Raw genomic sequence first — 19,220 nt, 5'->3', positions numbered from 1 at the left:
CACCCATGGCCTATGGCGTCATCCCGAGCGGCTTCGAACTGAAGCGGCTGCCGGAGATCCTTGCCGATATTGAAGCCGCCAACGTCGCGACGTTCGGGCCCGGCGTCGTCCAGTCGCCGGCATCGCCGCTCGGCGAGCTCAATGGCCTGCATGCGGATCTCGCCGCCTCGCTGTGGGAGATCGCGCTCTCGGTCTACCAGAGCCTCGATCCCGATCAGGCTGAGGGCGTTCGGCTCGACCAGATCGCGAAGCTGCGTCTCCTGACGCGCGGCCTCGGCGAGAGCGACATCGACTTCCGGCAGGCCATCACCAATGCCGGCCGCGCCCGCATCGACATGAGCGACCTGGGGCAAGCCCTCTCGGCGCTGAACGGCGTCACCTGGGTCCAGACCTATGTGAACGAGACCGACACGACCGACGCCGACGGCATCCCGCGCCAGCACGTCGCGGTTGCTATCCTTGGCGGAGACGACGACGAGATCGCCCAGACCATCCGAGCCTATGTCGTGCCGGGTATCGGAACACACGGCAACACGACTGTCGAGACGACGATCGAAGGCTTCTGCCGGTCGATCAAGATCATCCGGCCGGTCGAGATCGCGGTCGAGATCGAGGTCGACGTGATCGCGCGCCCGGACCGTAACGGCTGCCCGCCGCCGTCGGCGCTGTCGATCGCCGCCGGGCTGGCCGATGCCCTGACCGGGGCAAGCCGCCCCCGCAACGGCCAGGACGTGACCGAATATCTGATCCGGCAGGCGGTCGAGAGCCGCTATCCGAACATCGAAGTCGACGACGTGCGCGCGAGCATCGTGCCGGCATCGCCCGGGGCTGTTCCTGTCGCGATCAGCTTCTTCCAGATCATGGCTGTCTCGGCCGATCGCATCAGCATTGTGGTGGCCTGATGGCTAATGAGCTTGACAGCATCAAGCGGCTCCTGAGGGCTTCGCCCAAAGACCCGAACATCATTCTGGAGCAGGACTGGGACGCGTTGGTCAACGCGGTTCAGGCTGCGCTCGACGCGAAGCCTCCGGTAGCGTCACCCCGGCTCGCGACGCGCATCGATCTTGACGCGACGCTGTTCTCAGCCTCATTCCGCGATGACGGCGCCGGCAATCTCGCCCTCTATGTCGGTGTCGCCGACGCGGCGGACGGCGACCAGATCAAGGTCGCGACCTTCAACAAGGCGACCGGGGTTCTGACCCTCTCGGGCAGCCCCGTCATCAATGGCTCCGACACCAACCTGTCGTTCTTCAACGGCGCCACCCGCTACGGCTTCCTGCGGGGGCAGGCGTCGCAGATCACCCTGCAGGGGGACGGTCGCCCTGCGGTCGTAACCGGCACAACCGTTCAGGTCGCGCCCAGCGGCCAAACTGGGCTGTTCATCGCCTCGAACGGGAATGCCGGCTTCAACAACATTTCGCCCGGCGCGGAGTTTGTCGTTCGTGCGCTGGGCAGTGACAATGATTGCCGCTTCCAGATCGAAGCGAACGCAAGCCAGGTGGCGCAATTCGGGGTCTCGAACTCGCAAGCCTTCATCGACGCCGGAACGAAGCTCATCGTCCTGTACGGCGGCCATGTGCTCTTCGGCGCTGACGGCACCCAAAACCTCGGAGGTCCCGGCAACCGCGGCGGGACGGCCTATTTCATCACCGGGGCGATCAATACCTCGGACGCCCGCGAGAAGACACCGCTCCGCCCTTTCTCAGAGGAAGAGATCGCCGCCGCTCGCGACCTCCATGCCGAGATCGGCGTCTATCAGTGGCTCGCCTCGATCGAGGAGAAGGGCGAGGACGGCGCCCGCCTGCACATCGGTTTGACGGTGCAGCGCGCCATCGAGATCATGGAGACCCATGGCCTAGATCCCTGGCGTTACGGCTTCATCTGCCGCGACGAGATCACCCGAAAGATCAAGGTTCCCGGCCTCGTCAGGAAGCAGGCGCAGGGTCCGGATGAAGAGTACCGCGAGATTGAAATTATCGACGGCGTCCCGACCCTGGTGACGAAGACGCGCGAAGGCGCGAGGCTTTTCGACCTGATCCCAGTCGTCGACGAGGCCGGCGATGCGGTCATGGATGGTGATGAGCCCATGCTGTACCCGGTCCCGCGCATCGTCGAGGAGCCCGGCGAAATCGAGATCGACGAGCCGGCCGGCGACCGTCTCGGCTTCCGCTACGATCAGCTGACGCTGTTCATGCTGCGCGGCATGGTGTGATGCGATGGCCTGCTTCGGAGCATTCGCGCCGACTGGCTTCGCCGCCAGCGGGTTTGACCTCGATGAGCTGAGCCTGACGGAAGAGGCGATCGACAAGGTCGCCACGCAATACCGTGAGGCCACCAAGTTCCTCGCCACGATCCGGGCGTACCTGACTCAGTCGGAGTATGGGGCGCGCGCTGCCTGCGCCATCCCGAACTATTTCGACCTCGACACCGCTCGCGGCGACCAGCTGACGATCATCGGCAAGTGGCTGGGCCTCCCGCGCTGCCATTGCGTCTGCGATGCGCCCGCCGTCTTCGGGTTCGATTGCGGCGCCGGGCCGTTCTCGATCGCCGGCTTCTGCGCGCCGGGCTCGACCTGGCTGGGGTGCGAGCCGCTCGGTACCTCGACGCTCTGCATTGACGATGACGAGGTCTATCGCGGCATGCTGAAGGCGCGCCGCTACCAGATGCTCGGCCTCTACGACATCGCCTCGCTGCAGGCCGCCATTCGCCATATCTGGGGCAGCACGGCGCAGGTTGCGGACGCGTCAGTAGGCAGCGTCACTCTGGCGCCGGGCAGGGCGCTTACGGCTGACGAGACGACCCAGCTACCCGTCGCCTTCCGGGTCTTTCCGATCGCGCCGGGCATTCGCGCGCTGGCTCACCTGGGCACTGGCCCGGTCTTCGGCTTCGGCACGGGCTGGGGCGGATTCTGCGAAGGCGCGGAATTCCTCTGCCCGACCGATCCCCACACCTACACCTGCGCCTGAACGAGGACGAACATGGCTAACATCAACTTGCCCTTTGGAGCGAGCGCTCCAAAGCGCGCGCCCGACGCTGACGAGCTTGCAAATGGCTTCGGCTGCGGCCCCGCAGATCTTTCACTGTTCAACTGGATGGGGTGGTGGCCAACAGGACAGATTGATCGCGCGATCGAGGCTAATGGCCTGACCACAGACGACAGCGATCTCGATCGCCTTGCGAAGGCGATACGCAGCCAGGGCGCAAACTACCGCGCTGCGAGCGGCACGGCGAATGCGCTGACCATCACGCTCGATCCGGCCGTGACGGACTGGGCCGAGCTCATCAACGTGCCGCTCCTGATCAAGGCGGCGTCGGCCAATACCAGCGCAACGGTGACGTTCTCGCCGAACGGGTTGGCGACAAAGCCCATCAAGCGCCTGGGCGGCGCCGCGCTCAATGCTGGGGACCTTCAGCCCAGCTTCTTCTACGAGATGGTCTATGACGGCACGCAGATGCAGATCATCTCGACGATCGCTCCGCCGGCCGGACTTTCAACGACGCTCGTGCCGCGCGTGCCGCTGATCGAGGCAACGCAAACATCAAATCTGTCTGTGGCGCTGTCGACGCAGACGACCATGACCTATCAAACCACGAACACGAACCAACTCGGCTCTTCCACTTGGACGTCGAACCAGCGTCTGACGATCGGCGCTGGCGAAGCTGGATTCTGGGACGTGCAGGCCAGTTGGACGTTCTTCACGTCTATGGCGGACGCGTTCGCGGCGGTGCGAATTGTCAAAAACGGAACGACAGTTGTGGGGGAGAGCGACATCCCGAAAACGGCTACCGGCACGGGCGCGGTTTTGCAGACTAATACCCGCCTGAAATTGGCCGCCGGCGATTACATCGAAGCCGCCGCCTACCACCAGGCAACCGGTGGTGCAGGAGCTACGGCTGATGCCCGCTCTAGGTTCATTGCATCGCTGGCATCGGCGTATTGAGCGGCCCTTGCGCAGTCAGCTTGACGGTTTTAAACGCAGGAATGATCTATAATTTGCAGCTTCTGCGGGGCCTTTGCGCCCTGGGCGTGGTCTTCTACCACACGCATTTTCAGATCGTTTCCGGCATCTCGACGGACTTTTACGGGGTCGCGATTTTCTTCGCGATCAGTGGCTTCATCATCACCGAGGTCACGCGAGCAGATAGCAGCGGCTTTCTCCTCAAACGCTTCATCAGGGTCGTGCCGCTCTACTGGCTCGTGACGATCTGCTTCTTCCTGATGGCTTCGTTCGGCGTCTTCAATATCCTCTACACAATCCCGACCTGGGTATCGCTCGCCCAAGCTGGGATGGTGCATCTGAAGGGCTTCCTTGCGACGCAGGCTGACGCCAGGTTCACGGCAGATGCGGCGCACCATCTGATCGAGAGCTTCTTCTTTCTGCCTGCAGGTAGACCGCCGGTCCTCGGCGTCGGCTGGACCCTCAATTACGAGATCTTCTTCTATCTGGTATTCGGCGTCGGGCTGGCAATCAGCCGCCGTTGGGCCCCCCTATTCGCGATTGTCGTGCTTCTCGCGTTCAAGGGCTGGGCTCTGATCGGCGGCTGCGGCTCGGTGTGCTCGTTCTATTCTGCCGACGCAACGTGGTTTTTCGTCGTTGGAATCGCTGTTCACTACGCTTGGGGGCCCGTCCGCTCCATCGGCTCAAAGTTCCCATCGCAGACCAAGGCTGCAGCGGCATTTATCGGCTTAATCTGGGGCGCGGTCGCAATCTTCTGGTCTCAACCGCCGTTGATCGTGACGATGCCGATCGCGGCGTTGGTGTTGGGTGCTGCGCTGGCCGTAGAAGCTTCGGGGCTGATCTGCCGAAACCGCTTCCTGCTGGCGCTCGGCAATGCCTCATACTCGCTGTATCTCACCCACCTGATCGTCATTGAGACGATGCGAGTGGTCGGCTCGCAAGTTGTCTGGCTCGACCAGAGTAAGAGCGTTCCGGTGATGCTCGCTTCAGTCGCGATGAGCGTCGCCCTGGCCTTCGTGGTTCACTACGGAATCGAGAGGCCGATGCTGCGCGGAATGCGGCGCCTTTCGGCATTGCGAAAGATGCAGGCGGTCAGTGCCAACTAGACTTGAAAGCAAGCCTGGACGTTGGGAACTTTGCGCCCTCCTAGCCCGCCTGCGATGGCGCCGGTCGTCGGGTCATCACTGGGTCGTCCTGATCAACGGCTGCGTCCAGCGCAGCATGAACATTGGTACGTCCCTTCATAGACTATCTTGACGGCCCGCTCATCCGGCTCGCAAGCGCGCGTCCTGCCCTGATGGCCGGCCGCTCGATCAGCTTGTAGGCGATTGCCGCCAAAAGGATGCTGACCGGGATCGCCAGCGCCGGGACAAGCAGCAAGGATGCGGTCTGTTCGAGGTCGAGAGAGGAGACCCAGAGCGCCGCTAAATAGATGACCGGAAGGTGGAAGAGGTAGAGGCTGTACGAGATCTTGCCAATGAAGCGAAGCGGTCTCGTCCGGAGCATTGAGCGAGCGGCGCCGTTGATCACCGCATAGATGATCAGGGCGCCGCCGGCAGTGTTCGCTATGACGCTGCTTGGGCCGGTGATCGGAATCAGCCGCTCGGACGTGATGATCAGCAGGCCGCATGCCAGGGCTGGGACGGCACCGCTACGAGGCAGCGGATTCAGTGCCAGCATCGCGCCTGCCTGAAAGCAGGCGAGATAGCTGAAGGTCGTCGAGGGGTAGAGCGTGAATAGAAGCGCGCCATAGACGACCAGGAGCACGCAGCCCGCCCATGCGCCGGTTCGATCATGGGCTAACACCGACAGTAGCACGAGGGCGGATCCAAGCACCTCGACATACATGGTCCAGGTGACTGGGTTCGCTTTGAACGCGACCATGACGAAGTTCCGGGCGACGTCGAGCCCGGTCGTCGGCTGAAAGACCGCGCGGAACCACGCCGAATAGCCGTCATCGCCGGTCGGGGGCTCGGAGACGACGCCCGCGAAGAACAAGATCGACAGCCACATCGGCGGCAGAAGACGAAATAGGCGCTTGGTCGCATATGCCGCGACATTGAGGCTCCTGATCCTATTGACCGACAGAGTCAGGACGTAGCCGCTCAAGATGAAGAACAGAACCACGGCACCGCCTGCATTGAAGACAGCGGACGTTACATGGAGTGCCAGCGTCGTAGCCGTGTGATCGCTCCAGGCGAGTGACCAAAATGCGGCCTTCTCGTCGATACTGAACACGGCAATGCAGTGCGTCATGAGAACGGCGAATGCCGCAGCGCCGCGAAGGCTCTCGAGTTCAGGGTTGAATTTCGCTGATACGGTCGTCAAACGGCTCCCCCCGGATCCAGATGACTTCAGTTTGCTTTGACGATTATCGCCTGTAACCCCTTAGGTCTGCAAGTGACCCTACGTCGCGATCGGCGGTCCGCATTCCGGTAGGCGGAGTGTGCGCGGCACTCGGTCTTCGGAGACAATATTATGAATACTCGCGACGTTCAGGCGGCGCTGCTTTCGCTTGGCTATTCGCTGACGATCGACGGCGTTGCCGGGCCGAAGACGAAGACGGCCGTGCAGGCCTTCCAGCGCGGTCGCGGGCTTGCCGCCGACGGCATCGTGGGCCCGCAGACGGTCAAGGCGCTGCAGGCGGCCGTGGCGGAGAAGACGGAGCAGAAGGTGGAGTTGGGTGTCGTCCCGGCCGGTTGGATGCCGGCGGCCCGCCTCGAACGCATCATCGTTCACTGGACCGCCGGCAGCCATCGGGCATCAGGTCTCGACCGCAGCCATTACCATATACTGATCGAGGCGGACGGGAAGCTTGTGCGCGGAACGCCATCGATCGCTGCGAACGGCGTCGGTGCTTCCGGAACGCGCGCGAACCACACCCTGAACTGCAACACCGGGTCTATCGGCGTTGCGCTGTGCTGCATGGCCGGCGCTGTTGAGAGCCCGTTCCAGGCCGGCAGCGCGCCCATGACGGCCGCGCAGTGGAAAGCGCTGCCGCCGGTCCTGGCCGATCTCTGCCGGCGCTACAGCATCCCCGCAACGCCGAAAACCGTCCTGTCCCATGCGGAGGTTCAAGGGACGCTCGGGATCAAGCAGCGCGGCAAGTGGGACATCTCACGACTTGCCTTCGACCCCACCGTCGTCGGCGCTCGTGCTTGCGGTGACATCTTTCGATCCGAGACCCTCCGTTTCCACCACTCTTAGGTGGGATCGGGATTTTTCCCGTTCAGCTTTGCGCTCGGCGATGGTTCGCTTCAATCGCTCGCGCCGCAGGTAATGCGAAGTCGATAGGCCCTTTTTCATTTTCTCTTCCCGAGCGCCGCGCCTCGAGATCGGCATGCTTCGGAAATCGTCGCATCCCCCAAATGGAGGATGTCGCCCCGCCGGCGGCCGGCAGCCGCTCACCTCACCACCTCGGAGACCCATCATGATCCGCATCATCGCGGCGCTGGCGCTCGCCTGCGTCCTGACCGCCTGCCAGACGGTCAGCAACCCCGCCGCCTGGGGCCAGATCGCCGCCGGCACCGCTGCCATCGTCGGCGAGACGAAGATCGATCCCCAGATCGAGCGCATCAGCAAGAAGCTCGCGGCCTACTGCGCCGATGTGCAAACGGCGGCCATCGCGGTCGACATCCTCGCGCCGGAGAAGATCCAGAAGGCCGCCGTGGAGGCGAAGATCCTGGTCGCGACCGTCTGCGCCGCGCCGCCCTCGAATGTCGCCAGCGCGATCACCAGCCTCGCCGCGGCCTATGGCTCGATCGACGCCGCGCGGAAGGGAGCCTGATCGATGTTCACGATCGAGCAATTCTGGAGCTTGGTCCGCACTGTCCTGCAGATGGCCGGCGCGGCGCTCGTCACTCGCGGGTATCTCGATGACGGCAGCATGCAGGTGCTGCTCGGCGCGGTGATGGCGATCATCACCACCATCTACAGCGTCTGGATCCGCCGCAAGGCCGGTCTCGTCGCTGCCGCAGCCGCATTGCCGGAAGTGCGCGAGATCCGGACCACACCGGCTATCGCGGCCAAGGTCGAAGACCCAACCGTCACGGTCTCCTGATGCCGTACCGCAACCATCCCCTCCCGGTGAGGCTGTATCTCGGCATCCATGACCACTTCCCGGCCAGGCGCTCCGAATGGGTGCTGGCCGGCATCCTGATCGTGTGGGGCTGGATCCTGACCGGTCCGGACCAGACGTTCGCCGGCAACCGGGCATGGTCGCAGATGGCGGCGATCATGCCGGAGAACTCCTGGGGTTGGTTCGCCATATCGGTGGGCGCGTTCCGCCTGGCCGCCCTTATCGTCAACGGCACCTTTGCCGGTACCTGGTACGGGCGATGGTCCCCGCATGTCCGGGCGCTGGCGAGCTTCCTGACGTGCTTCCTATGGTTCCAGATCAGCTTCGGGCTCTGGAACTCCGATGCGGCGACGACAGGCCTTGCTGTGTACCCTGGCCTGCTTGTGCTCGACGCGATGAACATCGTGGCTGCGTCCAAGGACGCCGCGGGCATGGACAGGGCCGTGTCGGATGGATCCTAGCAAGCTCTCGACCGAGAACATCATCGGGACCGTCCTCGCCGGCCTCGGCATCGCCATCGTGGGTATCTGGAAGTACCTGTCGGAGCGGAAGGCGCCGACGGCGGCCAACGGGGATCGGATCATCCCCGGCGTGTCGATCGCCGACATGCAGCCAATCCGTGAGCTCGCTGCGGAACAGGCCCGCACGACGGCCGCGAATGAACGCATCGCAATCGCAGCGGAAGGGCTCCTCAAGCTCATGACGTCTCAGGCACAGGACGACGCGATCGAGGAAGAGGTCGAGCGACGGCTTCGGCAGCGTGAAGCGGATCGCCGAAGACGCACAACGCGCACATGAATTGCCGGCTTCCGCCGGCCATCGCCTCGCCTCCGTAAGGCGTGGGCCTCCTTGGGCGTTTCCTCCCTGAATTTGCGCCGGTCATCCTTCGGGGTGGCCGGCTCTTTTCGTTTGAGGCCGGGAACGCGTGATACCGCCGCTCGTTGGTCCTTCATATCCAACGAGGAGGACACCCATGGACCATTCCATTCACGTTCGCCTTTCCGCGACCGAGCTGACCCCCGACGTGCTCGAAGGCGCGACGATCTATGGCCCGGGCGATGAGAAAATCGGCTCGGTTTCCCATACTCACGGCTCAGGGCCGGCGAGCGTGGTCATCGTCGATGTCGGCGGGTTTCTCGGCATTGGCGCAAAGCCGGTGGCGCTGGCAATCGACCAGCTGGATTTCATGCGCGACGAGGACGGGGACGTGCATGGGGTCACGACCTGGACCAAGGATCAGTTGAAGGACATGCCAGAGCATACCGACCCCTGACCTCAACGCGTAACGCCCGCGGCCCAACCTGTCTCGCATTGGCGGCGAGCACCGTCTTGCGTTCAGATGGAACAACGGCACGCGATTTGCGTCGAAGCCGCAATGACCATACGCCCCCTGCGGCGTGGCAAGGTCTTCTGGGAAGGCCCGGTCTCGCTTCGGCGAGGCCGGGCTTTTTCCGTTTCACAGGGTTGTTACAGCTCGCCCCCGAACTTCTGTCGCAATTTGACGTTGGGTCATTATCCCCGGGACATTCAGCTCGTTCCTGGGGATCAGTCGGAAACGGACCGGCTGCGTTGCCAAACTTGGCCCTGTCTCGCGAGCAGGGCCATTTTGTTTCAGTGATTGGCCAGTGTCGCGTAGCGATCGATCTCGGCCCGCAGTCTCACAACCGCCGCGTCGCCGAGGATGTTCCTGATCCCGCGCAATTCGTCCTTCACGCCGTTGAGGAGCTGATTGCGCTTTGTGAGTGGCGGGTCTCGCTTCGGCAGGGCCAGGCCGATTAGCGGATGGTTCAGCGGAAGAGAGCGGCCATCGCCTTGACGGCATCCGGCGGGAAAACGATCAGCAGCGCCAGGATCAACATGATGCCCGCGACAGCACCAGAAGCGACGTTGAAGAGCGAGACGAACGCCGACGCGATTGCAATCTTCCAGTAGCTTCCGATGTGATGCGTCTGCATCAGGAGAAGGGCGAATACCGCCACTCCGACAGCGGTGGCGCGCGCTAGCTTGAGCAAGACGCCGCGAGTCATGGCTTCAAGCGCAGCATCGTCCATCGATAGCTCCCTCTGGGTTCCGCCTGATCAGCGGATCGTTGCACTTTCCTGTCAAAGGACCACGGCAAGTCTGTCGATTCAATCGATATGCTTCATTTACTGACCCTTGCGAGGCTTGCTTGTAAGCAGAAGGTCATGACAGTCTGCTAGTAACGCGACGATGCCTAAGAATGCGTTCCGGCCACCACGCCAAGGACGCGTGCCATATCGGTGTTCACCGGAGGGTCGGGCCATTGACGGCGGGAGACTGGGTTGCGCTAGGCGGTCTGCTGATTGCCGGCGCCTCGTTGCTGATTTCGTTCCGGGTGAGAAGCCAGTGTCGGAAGCTGCTCGCCGATGTCGATCGGAAGCTCCTCGACGATACTGCGCAACGGGAGCGATCGGTCCGCGCCTGGGTATCTGGCATAGCATTGGATGACGGACCGTCGCCCCTGCGCTGCACACTCTCGTTGAAGCATCCGCTGCTCGGCGGCGATTGTGAGCTGACCGCGGTGAAAATCGAGACCGCCAATGCGTTGCGGGCTGATCTTTCCCACGCAGGCCATTGCAGATCGTTCACGACGGGTTTTGAGCGGCGCCTGGATCCTCCCATCCGTGTGGGAAGCGAGGCCGTCCAGTTGGACCTCTCACTTCATCTGCTGAAGCGTGACCAAGTCGAGGCCCTGGTGACCTTCGAGGGCCTGCGGCTTAATGCCGGGCGCACCCCATTTCAATTTTCCATCCCACTCCTGGCTGATCGATCAGTTTCGGAGATCCCGGCATAACGGTACCGAAGCCGACTAGCCGGCCCGCTGCTTCGATTCCCAGACCGCCGCGGCTAGTTCGAGCTTGATCAGTTCATGCTGCTCGGGGGGGTCCTCAAGGCACCCGGCGAGCTCGGCCATGGGCTGCTGCGCGGCCTGGTACTCGGTCTCGGTCGTTATCGTCATCGGCGGTCCTCCGGGGCGATCAACGATGCCCGCCCAGATCGGTTCCTCACGTCTTCGGCTTGCCTTCGCCGTGGCTCATCCCTGTCTTCGCCTAAAGGACCTCGTAGAACTCGTCGATGCTCATTCTAGACAGCAGTTGTTTCCCGCCGCAGCGCGAGCAGCGATAGCGCAGGCAGATGTCGGGAATGGGCAGATCGGAAGGCATACCGTCGGTGCTCACCTCGCCGTGGTGATTGCAGCTGCTGCACCAGATCTCGGCGCGGCGATAGCCGAGCGCGCGCTCTCCCCCAACCGTTGCCGGTCGGGCCTCTGTCCCGTCCGCAATGTAGGCCCGTCGCGAGCTTCGTCCGTGCCGGTTCAAAACGGGATCTCCGGATGTTCGCCAGGGGACGGGGTGCGCACGGTTTGAACCAATTCGCCATCCTCATAGATCTCGACCGTCTCGCCCGGTCGAAGGGGCAGGCGCAGCAGCCGGCGATCGGCGTTGCCGCGCCGGTGATGGCGGGAAATCAACCGGGGCGCCTCGTCGCCGAACCGGCCGACTACCTCAAATCTGAACGGGGTATGCACCGGTTTCCGGCTCATGAAGCGACCTCGAGCGGTTGACGGGCAGGGCTCTTTGTTCTCTTTGTGTTCTCATAATCGAGAGCATGAGGCATGTCGAATCCCGCCCCTCCGCCGACCGCGGAGACGTCGCTGCGTGAGTATCCCTATGTCGTGATCCGCTTCCGCTGCACCGTCTGCGAGCGGGCCGCCGATGTGCGGCTGGCGGTCCTCGCAGCCCGTTTCGGCCCGAATGCTACGCTTGGCCGTCTCGTCTCGATGTTTGTCGGCGGTTGCTGGTGGTCGCCTCACAACCCCGCGCGCAAGCCGCAGAAATACGGCATGAAGTGCGGCGGTCATTGCCCGGATCTCTTCCGCCCAGGGCCGCCAGATCTGCCGCCATCCATGACGGGCCTGACCTTGATCGAGGGCGGCAAGGGCGACATGCTCCCGGCCGAGCCGAAGCCCGTGGAGCGCCGGCGACGGGTCGGAGACGCCGATGTGTAACCTCTACAGCCATACCCGCAACGTCGAGGCGATGCGGAAGCTGTTCGCCAAGTTCGACGTGGCGGCGCAGCTCGTGCCGCAGCCAGGCATCTTCCCGGACTATGCCGCCCCGGTGATCCGCAACCAGGCTGGCGCCGACCTCCCTGAACTCGCCTTGGTCCGTTGGGGCATGCCCAGCAGCAAGAAAGCGCTGCTCGACGCCGCGACCAAGCGGGCTGACAAGTTGAGGGCCAAGAACAAGCCTGTCGATTTCGACGAGCTGCTCCGGATGGAGCCAGACAGCGGCACGACGAACGTTCGGAACACCTCCAGCTCGCATTGGAAGCGCTGGCTCGGTGTCGAGAGCCGCTGTCTGGTCCCGTTCACATCCTTCAGCGAGTTCAACCGCGATGCCGGCGGCGACATCTGGTTTGCGTTCGGCGAGGATCGCCCGACGGCATTCTTCGCCGGGATCTGGGCCAAGGACTGGACCAGCGTGCGCAAGGTCAAGACGGGCCTGGAGACGATCGACCTCTATGCCTTCCTGACAACGGATCCGAACGCTGAGGTCGGCGCAATTCACCCAAAGGCGATGCCCGTTATCCTGACGACTCCAGAGGAGTGCGAGGCTTGGATGACGGCACCATGGGAGCAGGCGAGGGGGCTTCAGCGTCCATTGCCTGACGGCTCGCTGCAGATCGTTGCCCGAGGCGTGAAGAAGGACGGAGAGGCCGATGCCTAGCGAAGCGACCCTGCAGGAACTCGACGAGCGGATTGCGCTCGCCCGGCGCAACATCTCGGAACTGATGGAGCGGGCCACAGGATCCGTTGGGGCTGCTTCCGAGGAACGGATCGCAGCACTGCTCAGCGACCAACAGGCAGCCTTGGACGAGTTGGTGAAACAACGGGCGGCGTTGGGGCCCGAGGGATCGGCCTAGCCGACGAGAGCCCGCCAGAACCACTGGCCCTGGTCGAACTGCTGGAGCCACCAGAACGCGGCGAACACGATGGCTGGGACAAGAAGCCACCAGCGGGCCATGAGCGAAGGGTAGCGGTCTTTCAATTGATCAACCAATACAATCCCATCAGAGCAAAGCTCATCGTGCTCGCGAACAGCGCGCGGCGTTCGACCGGAGTCATGCTATTCTCCTTGGCGGAAGAGCCCGGAGCGATTGCGCGATCCAGCGCGGCCCTATCGCTCACCCACCGGCGAAGCCTCGCGACACGCGGCCGTCAGGACTGATAGCACATCATGATGTTCTGGATGCGCTGTGGGCCGGGGAAATGCCCCCACGGCGATCCCGGGCTGTTTCCCAAATATGCGATCAATGCCTGAAAGGCGTGTGGCGGGAACCAGCCCTGATTCCGTCCAGTTTGAATGGCCCAACAATCCGCCTGAGATTCGCTGGCCAGTGATGGATTGGCCAAGTGGCCAAGTGCGTGATGTGCGCATTCATGCGCATAGATAAAGAGCTGAAGGCTTGGTGGAAGATTATTCATGCCAATGGGGTTCAAAAGCATGACTGGCTGGCCGTTGGGGGCCATCACGGCTCGGCCGATATCATTGAGTTGAGCATTGGGTACAAGCATCACGGGAAAACCTTGGAAATTGACGCATGATACGGGTACTCCGCCAATCATATGCTGGGCTTTCGAATCCGACGCGAAAGCAAGCGCGAACATCAAAATCATTGCGCTGCAGAGCGTATTGAGCATTATTCCCCCTCCTGTCACTTCTAATTCGCGCCCCAAAAAACCAACATCTTCCCATCTGGTGTAGTATTGATCATCCAAACTGATTTTACATTTTTGAATGTAACCGTGTATACTTCGCAATTACCCATTGGGCTGGGCTGGATTCCTGCGAATTTAGTGGATAATATCGGCCCTCTTTGCTTGATGATATTTCCGTAGTCAGGCATTTGCGCCTGGCATTGGGTTCTAAGCAGAACGCCCATCGTTTCGGAGCAGACGCCTTCCGCCAAAGCGTTGATAGCGCCGCGAAGCAAGCCTTCGTGCTGAGGCTCGTATTGTTCGGCGGTGGGAGCAATATCGCGCCGAGGAGCAGTGGGATCTACGCGGATGCCAAGAGTCGGCCCGATCTCTTGCATGGCCAAGACACCGTAACTGGCCGGCGCCCCGGTTGACGCATCGAAGGTGGCCCCGACAATGATGCCGATCAATGAGCCGTTCTCCTTGAGAACGACCGGGCCCCCGCTCATACCAGAGCTTTGAAGTGCGCTTGTTCCGAAAATCCCGCGCTCGTCTACATTGATCTGAGAAATTATGCCCTCTGTTATAAAGATATCGCCGACACCTTGCTTAGGGAAACCCGCTGCAATGATGGGGGTCCCTTTCAATTTGTCTTCAAGGCTGATCGAAGAAAAAAACTTGAACTTCTCGTCCGTATTTTTTACGAATCTCAACATGATTGCGTCGACGTGTACTTGGACAGTGCTTCTAATTAGGTTCCGGACGGGTGTGCTTGCCGCAGTATTCACTCCTCCTTTGCAGTTCGATCCACTGGGCACCACGTGCTTAGCTGTCAGTACGTCACCTTTTTCGCTGACGATAACACCAGTCCCTCGCGAGACCGCTCCGGTAGTTGAGACGCATTCAATATAGACGATCCTATCGTCGAAACTGGGAGCTTGCGCTTGCGCTCCCAAGTGTGCGCACAAGACCGACAACGCGATTGCGGCACCAGTTGCTCTGGTCAAAGACATTCTAATCTCCGGAGAAGGCTTGGATATCAGCAAGCGGCGACACAAGAAGGCGCGTCCCGGCGTTGTTGGAGCTCCAGGGCTCAGTCCCGTGCAGACCGTTGGTGTGAACTCCGACGATCTTCCCGTCAGACGATGCGATGATGGGCGCACCGCTCATGCAACCGTAGGTGTCGTTCTGGTAAAAGAGTTTGGAGCCGATGATCAGCGATGTTCTACCGGAGCTGATCCATTGTTTGCCGACCGGCGCTTTGTCGCAGGGGTAGCCGCGAATAACGGTGTCCATGTTTGAGTCGTCGACCAGGCCTCTCATTGAGAGCCAGCCGACCTGATTTCCGACGTCGCAATCGAGCTTGATGGCGCCTAGATCAACAAGGCGCGCCTCCTGATCGCTAGTAGAGCCAACCCACCCCGAGAGGGAAAGCAATTTGGTCGCTTTGCAGGCGCCGAAAGGGGCGATCGGGCCGTTGCGGCCTGGTGTTACAACGAAATCCTGGTGCCAGTTTCCCTGCGCTCCGCCCGAATGCACGCAGTGACCAGCCGTTAGCACGGTGTTCTTGCTGATCATGGCGCCGGTGCACGCAAAACGTGAAGCCCCAGGCGAAGGTAAGAAACTGATGTGCACGACCGTCCGGGCCGGATACTCAGTCGTCAGCGGGACCACTTCACGCGTATCCGGTTCGATGACCGAGAACGGTACGAAATTGTTGTTCGTTGCCCCGGCGTAGTCCTTCATCTCATAGGCGGGGAACAGTGGGCGGGCCTCATTCGCCGCTGCCAGCGCTTCCGAGGTCATCGTCGCATTGGGCGACGGGCCCGTGCTCGATCCCGATGAGGCGGCTCCTGGGCTCACTGCGGCCGCCGGCCGCGAGAGTGGTGCTGCTTGCTTGGATGCAATGTCGAAGACGATGCCGAGCTGCCGATCGGGAGCCGGGTCTTCGAAGCCTGAGCTCGGACTTGCTCGCGATCGCCATTCTTGGGGATCAGTCAGACTATAGAACGTCTCCATGTCGACTTGCCCGGTTTCCGCAAGTCCACGACTGCGTTGATAGTCCCGTAGCGCCGCCGTGGGGTCGCCCTGGCCGCTTTCCGCCCCCATTGGCTTGAGAAGGCCCAGGTCTCGTAAAATCTCCTCGCTGTCCGCGTCGATGGCCTCGCCAGCCTCGAAGCCGCTTACGACGAGATTGATCCTGTTCAGCCACTTTCGCGAGGCAGCGAGGCCTTCCAATGGGGGATTGATCAGTCGCCGGACGGCCTGAATCTCATTCCGGTCTGCTGCCGCATTGATGCTTCGGGCCCGCCAGTATGCGAGCGCCGCGAGCAAGCCCTCTCTAGGTCGTCGTGCGAGATCTGGCTGGCCTTCGAGCGGCTGATCGATCTCGCGACCGCGCATCCGAAAATTGTAACGTCCCGTGAGTTGGATGTAGCCAGACCCGCGGAAGTTCCAGCCGTCGTCAGTGTCGCGTCCGCGATTGCCAAGCTTGTTGCCATAGACGTAATTCGCCACGCGCTTTGGATCGCCGGCGATGGATAGCGATATTTGCTCCTCAACCTTGAACACGTCCTGGATCCGCTGAGCGGAGTAGTTCATGTTCTCATCAAGCCGTCGTAGGCCTCCAGTTTCGGTAAGAATTTGTGCGAGGAAATGCCGAAAGCGCAAATTGTTGCTGATCTCGGCCGTCCTGATTTCGTGCAAGTTATCGACGAGAGCCCGCACTAAGGCGTCGCTCGCCTGCGGCGTTATTTTCTTGATTGTTGTGAAATCGAAGTCTTGCGATATTGCCGGGGCGCCAGATGCAAAAGTGAGAGCTATGACCAACAGAAGTGGTCGAGAGATTCTGCCAGTCATAACAAGCGTCTCCCCAGCAGTGTATATTTCTCGACCGATAGCGACGCGTGCCTCTTCGTTGTCGCAGCGCACTCGGAGCGGCCACAACATATGGTGCATAGAAGTTGACCAATGGGAAGGGGGGGGCGGCGCTGTCGTCTACAGCACCTGATTGCGTCGCCCCGCTTCCGGTGCCGGCACGGGTGGGGCGGCTTCGTAGAGTGCGCGCACGATCTCAGCGCCGACGCCGCTTGGCGGCCTACTCTCAGCGTATGACCAGACAGCCCGATCATTCGATCAACACCGCCACGCCAACGGCTCAGCAGCGGGCGTGAGCAGGGCAGAGATGGCCCCGGCAGCCTCGTCGAAGCCGGTCACGAAAGCGCTGGCGACTACTGGAGCCAACCCGGTTGCGTCGACCTTGATATGCTCGCGAAGGATGATGCAGAAGTGGCGCCCGGCCAACTGGTAGAGCGCGCTCATCGGCGTGATCGGTGCACCATGGTAGTGGATCATCACGCGGCTTCTCCCGCGCAGGTAAGACCGCACTCGGCGTCGTATTCCTCGTCGTCCAGTAGGCCGGGCAAGAAGGGCTGCGTCGCGACCTCTGCCTCCAGATCGGCGTAGCTGTATTCGGTGACGAAGCGCCGGCCCGCGACTGTTGCCTTCGCACTGGCCATCGTGATTGAAGCCTCGCGCTGCTGCCACCAATCGGACATGCCGGGGTTGTCAAGCATGAGACGCTTAAGCGCGCCACGCGATTTCAGCATGCAGAGGTCGCAGTTGCCCTCGTAATCGCGCAGGCCGAGGTCGAACCCCTGCGGCAGAGGGCGAACAAGGCAAGTCGGGTCGGTGTTCTCGCCTAGCCAGAACGCCAAGACATCGGCCTTCGTGTGCCGAGCCTTCGACATTGGCATAGCCGTCGTCCAGCGCTCCTTCTTCGCCTCGTTCGCCGCAAGTTGGCGCAGAACCCGCATGCCCTCGTCGTACCGGAGGCCAATCACGTTCGACCAATTCTGCCAGCCGAGCGAGAGAGCGAACCCCTTCATCACGCGCACCTTCAGTTCGGAGGTGCAGAACCGCGTGACGGCGTTCGGAAGGTAGCCCTTGCCGGCAATGAGGGCACTGAATGGCTCTCCCTGCCGGCTGGCGCTGTTGAAGCCGACCTCCCGCCATTCGCCTCGGCTGACAAATTCGAGCCAATGGATGCGCACGCTCCAGCGCGTGCCGCATTCATGGACGAAGCGCAGCGTCTCCTCGCGCTCCTTGCCGGTGTTGGCGAAGGCGACGACCAGGTCATTGGGCAGCTTGCCGCCATGTGCCTGGAGGATGTTCCAGAGCATGAAGGCGCTCGTCCGGCCACCGGAGAACGAGATCAGCGCCGGGCCGGTGATGAAATACGGGTTCCGCTTGCTCTCCCCCATCTCAGCCCCCATGCCGGGAGAGGAGGGGGCAGTTCGGAATAATCGGAAATCCGGAGGGACATCTGGAGAACGAATTTCCGAAAGATTCAGCGCCTGCCTCATCTTTCGCCGGCCTGTCACGCCGGAGGTCGCGGGTTCGAGCCCCGTCGCCCGCGCCATTTATCCCCACAAATTCAGTATCTTATCGGGCGCCCCGGATCGGGGCGGCGGTCGGTTCGGTTCTGCCGCCGGCCAATGCTTTGCCGACGCCGCGGCCCTCGGTCCTTCACCACAACTTCGGGGCATTCGCTCACTGCGATGGGCTCGCCGACGATCGGCAACAGGCCGACGCGGCCCAATGACGAGCTGCATTGAGCCAGTCGGGCCACCTGAAGCTCGCGGGCAGGGCGCTTCCCGGATAAGAACGGAGCCGAGGTTCTCCAGTGAGCCCGAGCAAGGCCGGAGAGCCACCCGACGCGTCCGAATGGGCCGCAGGAGACAAGCAGATGAGGCGCGCTTTCGCTGGCTTCCTCGCCATGGTCCTGGGAGTGGCGCAAGCCGTAGCGCCGGTGGGAGCGCAGGTTCCGCCCTCGGCGGCGGAGATTGCAGGCTATGGTGGGCTTCAGGCCGCCGCCTGGACCGGCGACGTCGCGACCATCGAGAGACTCGTGGCGGCAGGCGCCGCGATCGACGCGCGCGACGGCAACGGCCGCACCGCGCTGCACATTGCGGCCCATGCCGGTCAACGCGAGGTGATGCGGACGCTGGCCAGGCTGGGGGCGAATTCGCGCGTGCTGGATGCCCAGCGCTATGACGCGATCACGATCGCCGCGGTGGCCGACGACGTCGAGACGATGCGCGTCGCACTGGCGATCGGCGGCGATCCGAAGGCGATCACCAGCCCCTATGACGGGACCGCCCTGATCGCCGCCGCCCATCTCGGCCATGACGAGGTCGTCAAGGTCCTGATCGACGCCGGCGCCCCACTCGACCACGTCAACAACCTCGCCTGGACCGCCTTGATCGAGGCAATCATCCTCGGTGATGGCGGCGAACGTCATCAGCGCACCGTGAGCCACCTCGTCGCAGCCGGTGCGCGCCGCGACCTCGGCGACCGGAACGGAGCGACGCCGATCGAGCTGGCGCGCCGACGAGGCTATGACGTGATGGTTCGCATCCTGGAGCGCCAATGAAGGCCTGCGTGATCTCACGCGGAACAT

General features: G+C 62.4%; 26 protein-coding genes. 16 read left to right on the top strand and 10 right to left on the bottom strand.

Features of this window, described 5'->3' with window-relative positions; translation table 11 throughout:
* Nucleotides 1-5 precede the first annotated feature (5 nt).
* Genes VGN82_RS14180 through VGN82_RS14160 form a run of 5 tightly spaced genes read left to right on the top strand, consistent with a single transcriptional unit; the run spans nucleotide 6 to nucleotide 5,065 of the window.
* The gene (locus tag VGN82_RS14180) at nucleotides 6-902 is read left to right on the top strand and encodes a hypothetical protein (RefSeq protein WP_327527664.1); all 897 of its coding nucleotides are present in this window, start codon (nucleotides 6-8) and stop codon (nucleotides 900-902) included.
* Nucleotides 902-2,212: a tail fiber domain-containing protein gene (locus VGN82_RS14175; RefSeq protein ID WP_327527663.1), complete on the top strand. Its 1,311-nt coding sequence runs from the start codon at nucleotides 902-904 to the stop codon at nucleotides 2,210-2,212. Before VGN82_RS14180 ends, VGN82_RS14175 begins: the two co-directional genes overlap by 1 nt.
* Before the next feature lie 4 nt (nucleotides 2,213-2,216).
* A complete protein-coding gene (locus tag VGN82_RS14170) occupies nucleotides 2,217-2,966 on the top strand; it encodes a baseplate wedge 1 family protein (protein WP_327527662.1) in 750 nt (249 codons plus the stop codon).
* Between the two features lie 12 nt (nucleotides 2,967-2,978).
* On the top strand, nucleotides 2,979-3,941 hold the full coding sequence (locus VGN82_RS14165) for a hypothetical protein (RefSeq protein WP_327527661.1): 963 nt from the start codon (nucleotides 2,979-2,981) through the stop codon (nucleotides 3,939-3,941).
* A gap of 41 nt (nucleotides 3,942-3,982) precedes the next feature.
* Complete coding sequence (locus VGN82_RS14160) at nucleotides 3,983-5,065, top strand: acyltransferase family protein (protein ID WP_327527660.1); 1,083 nt, start codon at nucleotides 3,983-3,985, stop codon at nucleotides 5,063-5,065.
* A 142-nt stretch (nucleotides 5,066-5,207) separates the two neighbouring features.
* Here VGN82_RS14160 and VGN82_RS14155 read toward each other — a convergent pair whose 3' ends face one another.
* Nucleotides 5,208-6,287 (bottom strand): acyltransferase family protein, encoded by a 1,080-nt coding sequence (locus VGN82_RS14155; protein ID WP_327527659.1) that lies wholly within the window; start codon nucleotides 6,285-6,287, stop codon nucleotides 5,208-5,210.
* A 150-nt stretch (nucleotides 6,288-6,437) separates the two neighbouring features.
* On the opposite strand from VGN82_RS14155, the gene VGN82_RS14150 reads away from it, so the two are divergent.
* From VGN82_RS14150 to VGN82_RS14125, 6 genes are all read left to right on the top strand, one after another.
* The gene (locus VGN82_RS14150; RefSeq protein ID WP_327527658.1) at nucleotides 6,438-7,166 is read left to right on the top strand and encodes a peptidoglycan recognition protein family protein; all 729 of its coding nucleotides are present in this window, start codon (nucleotides 6,438-6,440) and stop codon (nucleotides 7,164-7,166) included.
* Nucleotides 7,167-7,389: 223 nt separating this feature from the next.
* Nucleotides 7,390-7,746 (top strand): hypothetical protein, encoded by a 357-nt coding sequence (locus VGN82_RS14145; RefSeq protein ID WP_327527657.1) that lies wholly within the window; start codon nucleotides 7,390-7,392, stop codon nucleotides 7,744-7,746.
* 3 nt (nucleotides 7,747-7,749) lie between these two features.
* Nucleotides 7,750-8,019 (top strand): Pam3-gp28 family putative phage holin, encoded by a 270-nt coding sequence (locus VGN82_RS14140; RefSeq protein WP_327527656.1) that lies wholly within the window; start codon nucleotides 7,750-7,752, stop codon nucleotides 8,017-8,019.
* On the top strand, nucleotides 8,019-8,498 hold the full coding sequence (locus tag VGN82_RS14135; protein ID WP_327527655.1) for a hypothetical protein: 480 nt from the start codon (nucleotides 8,019-8,021) through the stop codon (nucleotides 8,496-8,498). Before VGN82_RS14140 ends, VGN82_RS14135 begins: the two co-directional genes overlap by 1 nt.
* Nucleotides 8,488-8,835: a hypothetical protein gene (locus VGN82_RS14130; RefSeq protein ID WP_327527654.1), complete on the top strand. Its 348-nt coding sequence runs from the start codon at nucleotides 8,488-8,490 to the stop codon at nucleotides 8,833-8,835. Before VGN82_RS14135 ends, VGN82_RS14130 begins: the two co-directional genes overlap by 11 nt.
* A 175-nt stretch (nucleotides 8,836-9,010) precedes the next feature.
* Complete coding sequence (locus VGN82_RS14125) at nucleotides 9,011-9,310, top strand: PRC-barrel domain containing protein (protein ID WP_327527653.1); 300 nt, start codon at nucleotides 9,011-9,013, stop codon at nucleotides 9,308-9,310.
* A 514-nt stretch (nucleotides 9,311-9,824) separates the two neighbouring features.
* On the opposite strand, the gene VGN82_RS14120 is transcribed toward VGN82_RS14125, so the two are convergent.
* A complete protein-coding gene (locus VGN82_RS14120; RefSeq protein WP_327527652.1) occupies nucleotides 9,825-10,088 on the bottom strand; it encodes a hypothetical protein in 264 nt (87 codons plus the stop codon).
* 170 nt (nucleotides 10,089-10,258) lie between these two features.
* Here VGN82_RS14120 and VGN82_RS14115 point away from each other — a divergent pair, with 170 nt between their 5' ends.
* The gene (locus tag VGN82_RS14115; protein ID WP_327527651.1) at nucleotides 10,259-10,852 is read left to right on the top strand and encodes a hypothetical protein; all 594 of its coding nucleotides are present in this window, start codon (nucleotides 10,259-10,261) and stop codon (nucleotides 10,850-10,852) included.
* Between the two features lie 15 nt (nucleotides 10,853-10,867).
* On the opposite strand, the gene VGN82_RS14110 is transcribed toward VGN82_RS14115, so the two are convergent.
* From VGN82_RS14110 to VGN82_RS14100, 3 genes are all read right to left on the bottom strand, one after another.
* Entirely contained in the window at nucleotides 10,868-11,017 is a 150-nt protein-coding gene (locus tag VGN82_RS14110) for a hypothetical protein (protein ID WP_327527650.1), read from the bottom strand.
* A gap of 91 nt (nucleotides 11,018-11,108) precedes the next feature.
* The gene (locus VGN82_RS14105) at nucleotides 11,109-11,378 is read right to left on the bottom strand and encodes a hypothetical protein (protein ID WP_327527649.1); all 270 of its coding nucleotides are present in this window, start codon (nucleotides 11,376-11,378) and stop codon (nucleotides 11,109-11,111) included.
* Nucleotides 11,375-11,602: a hypothetical protein gene (locus VGN82_RS14100; protein ID WP_327527648.1), complete on the bottom strand. Its 228-nt coding sequence runs from the start codon at nucleotides 11,600-11,602 to the stop codon at nucleotides 11,375-11,377. Before VGN82_RS14100 ends, VGN82_RS14105 begins: the two co-directional genes overlap by 4 nt.
* 72 nt (nucleotides 11,603-11,674) lie before the next feature.
* Here VGN82_RS14100 and VGN82_RS14095 point away from each other — a divergent pair, with 72 nt between their 5' ends.
* Genes VGN82_RS14095 through VGN82_RS14085 form a run of 3 tightly spaced genes read left to right on the top strand, consistent with a single transcriptional unit; the run spans nucleotide 11,675 to nucleotide 12,984 of the window.
* Nucleotides 11,675-12,067: a hypothetical protein gene (locus VGN82_RS14095; RefSeq protein ID WP_327527647.1), complete on the top strand. Its 393-nt coding sequence runs from the start codon at nucleotides 11,675-11,677 to the stop codon at nucleotides 12,065-12,067.
* Nucleotides 12,060-12,788: an SOS response-associated peptidase gene (locus tag VGN82_RS14090; RefSeq protein ID WP_327527646.1), complete on the top strand. Its 729-nt coding sequence runs from the start codon at nucleotides 12,060-12,062 to the stop codon at nucleotides 12,786-12,788. Before VGN82_RS14095 ends, VGN82_RS14090 begins: the two co-directional genes overlap by 8 nt.
* Nucleotides 12,781-12,984 carry an SPX domain-containing protein gene (locus tag VGN82_RS14085; RefSeq protein ID WP_327527645.1) on the top strand — a complete coding sequence of 68 codons (204 nt, stop codon included), beginning with the start codon at nucleotides 12,781-12,783 and terminating at the stop codon, nucleotides 12,982-12,984. Before VGN82_RS14090 ends, VGN82_RS14085 begins: the two co-directional genes overlap by 8 nt.
* 295 nt (nucleotides 12,985-13,279) lie before the next feature.
* On the opposite strand, the gene VGN82_RS14080 is transcribed toward VGN82_RS14085, so the two are convergent.
* From VGN82_RS14080 to VGN82_RS14060, 5 genes are all read right to left on the bottom strand, one after another.
* Nucleotides 13,280-13,762 (bottom strand): M48 family metalloprotease, encoded by a 483-nt coding sequence (locus VGN82_RS14080; protein WP_327527644.1) that lies wholly within the window; start codon nucleotides 13,760-13,762, stop codon nucleotides 13,280-13,282.
* A 20-nt stretch (nucleotides 13,763-13,782) separates the two neighbouring features.
* The gene (locus VGN82_RS14075) at nucleotides 13,783-14,772 is read right to left on the bottom strand and encodes a S1 family peptidase (RefSeq protein WP_327527643.1); all 990 of its coding nucleotides are present in this window, start codon (nucleotides 14,770-14,772) and stop codon (nucleotides 13,783-13,785) included.
* Between the two features lies 1 nt (nucleotide 14,773).
* Nucleotides 14,774-16,618, bottom strand: coding sequence for a trypsin-like serine protease (locus VGN82_RS14070; protein WP_327527642.1), 1,845 nt, complete (start codon nucleotides 16,616-16,618; stop codon nucleotides 14,774-14,776).
* A gap of 276 nt (nucleotides 16,619-16,894) precedes the next feature.
* Nucleotides 16,895-17,116 (bottom strand): hypothetical protein, encoded by a 222-nt coding sequence (locus VGN82_RS14065; RefSeq protein WP_327527641.1) that lies wholly within the window; start codon nucleotides 17,114-17,116, stop codon nucleotides 16,895-16,897.
* Entirely contained in the window at nucleotides 17,113-18,123 is a 1,011-nt protein-coding gene (locus VGN82_RS14060) for an adenine nucleotide alpha hydrolase family protein (RefSeq protein ID WP_327527640.1), read from the bottom strand. Before VGN82_RS14060 ends, VGN82_RS14065 begins: the two co-directional genes overlap by 4 nt.
* A 383-nt stretch (nucleotides 18,124-18,506) precedes the next feature.
* Here VGN82_RS14060 and VGN82_RS14055 point away from each other — a divergent pair, with 383 nt between their 5' ends.
* Nucleotides 18,507-19,193, top strand: a complete 687-nt coding sequence (locus VGN82_RS14055; protein WP_327527639.1) for an ankyrin repeat domain-containing protein — start codon at nucleotides 18,507-18,509, stop codon at nucleotides 19,191-19,193.
* Nucleotides 19,194-19,220: the final 27 nt, after the last annotated feature.

Origin of the sequence: Allobosea sp. (assembly GCF_035999205.1) — a bacterium.
Taxonomy (GTDB): Bacteria; Pseudomonadota; Alphaproteobacteria; order Rhizobiales; family Beijerinckiaceae; genus Allobosea.
Note: the sequence above shows the minus strand (reverse complement) of the source record. Positions and strands in the feature narration are given on the sequence as shown.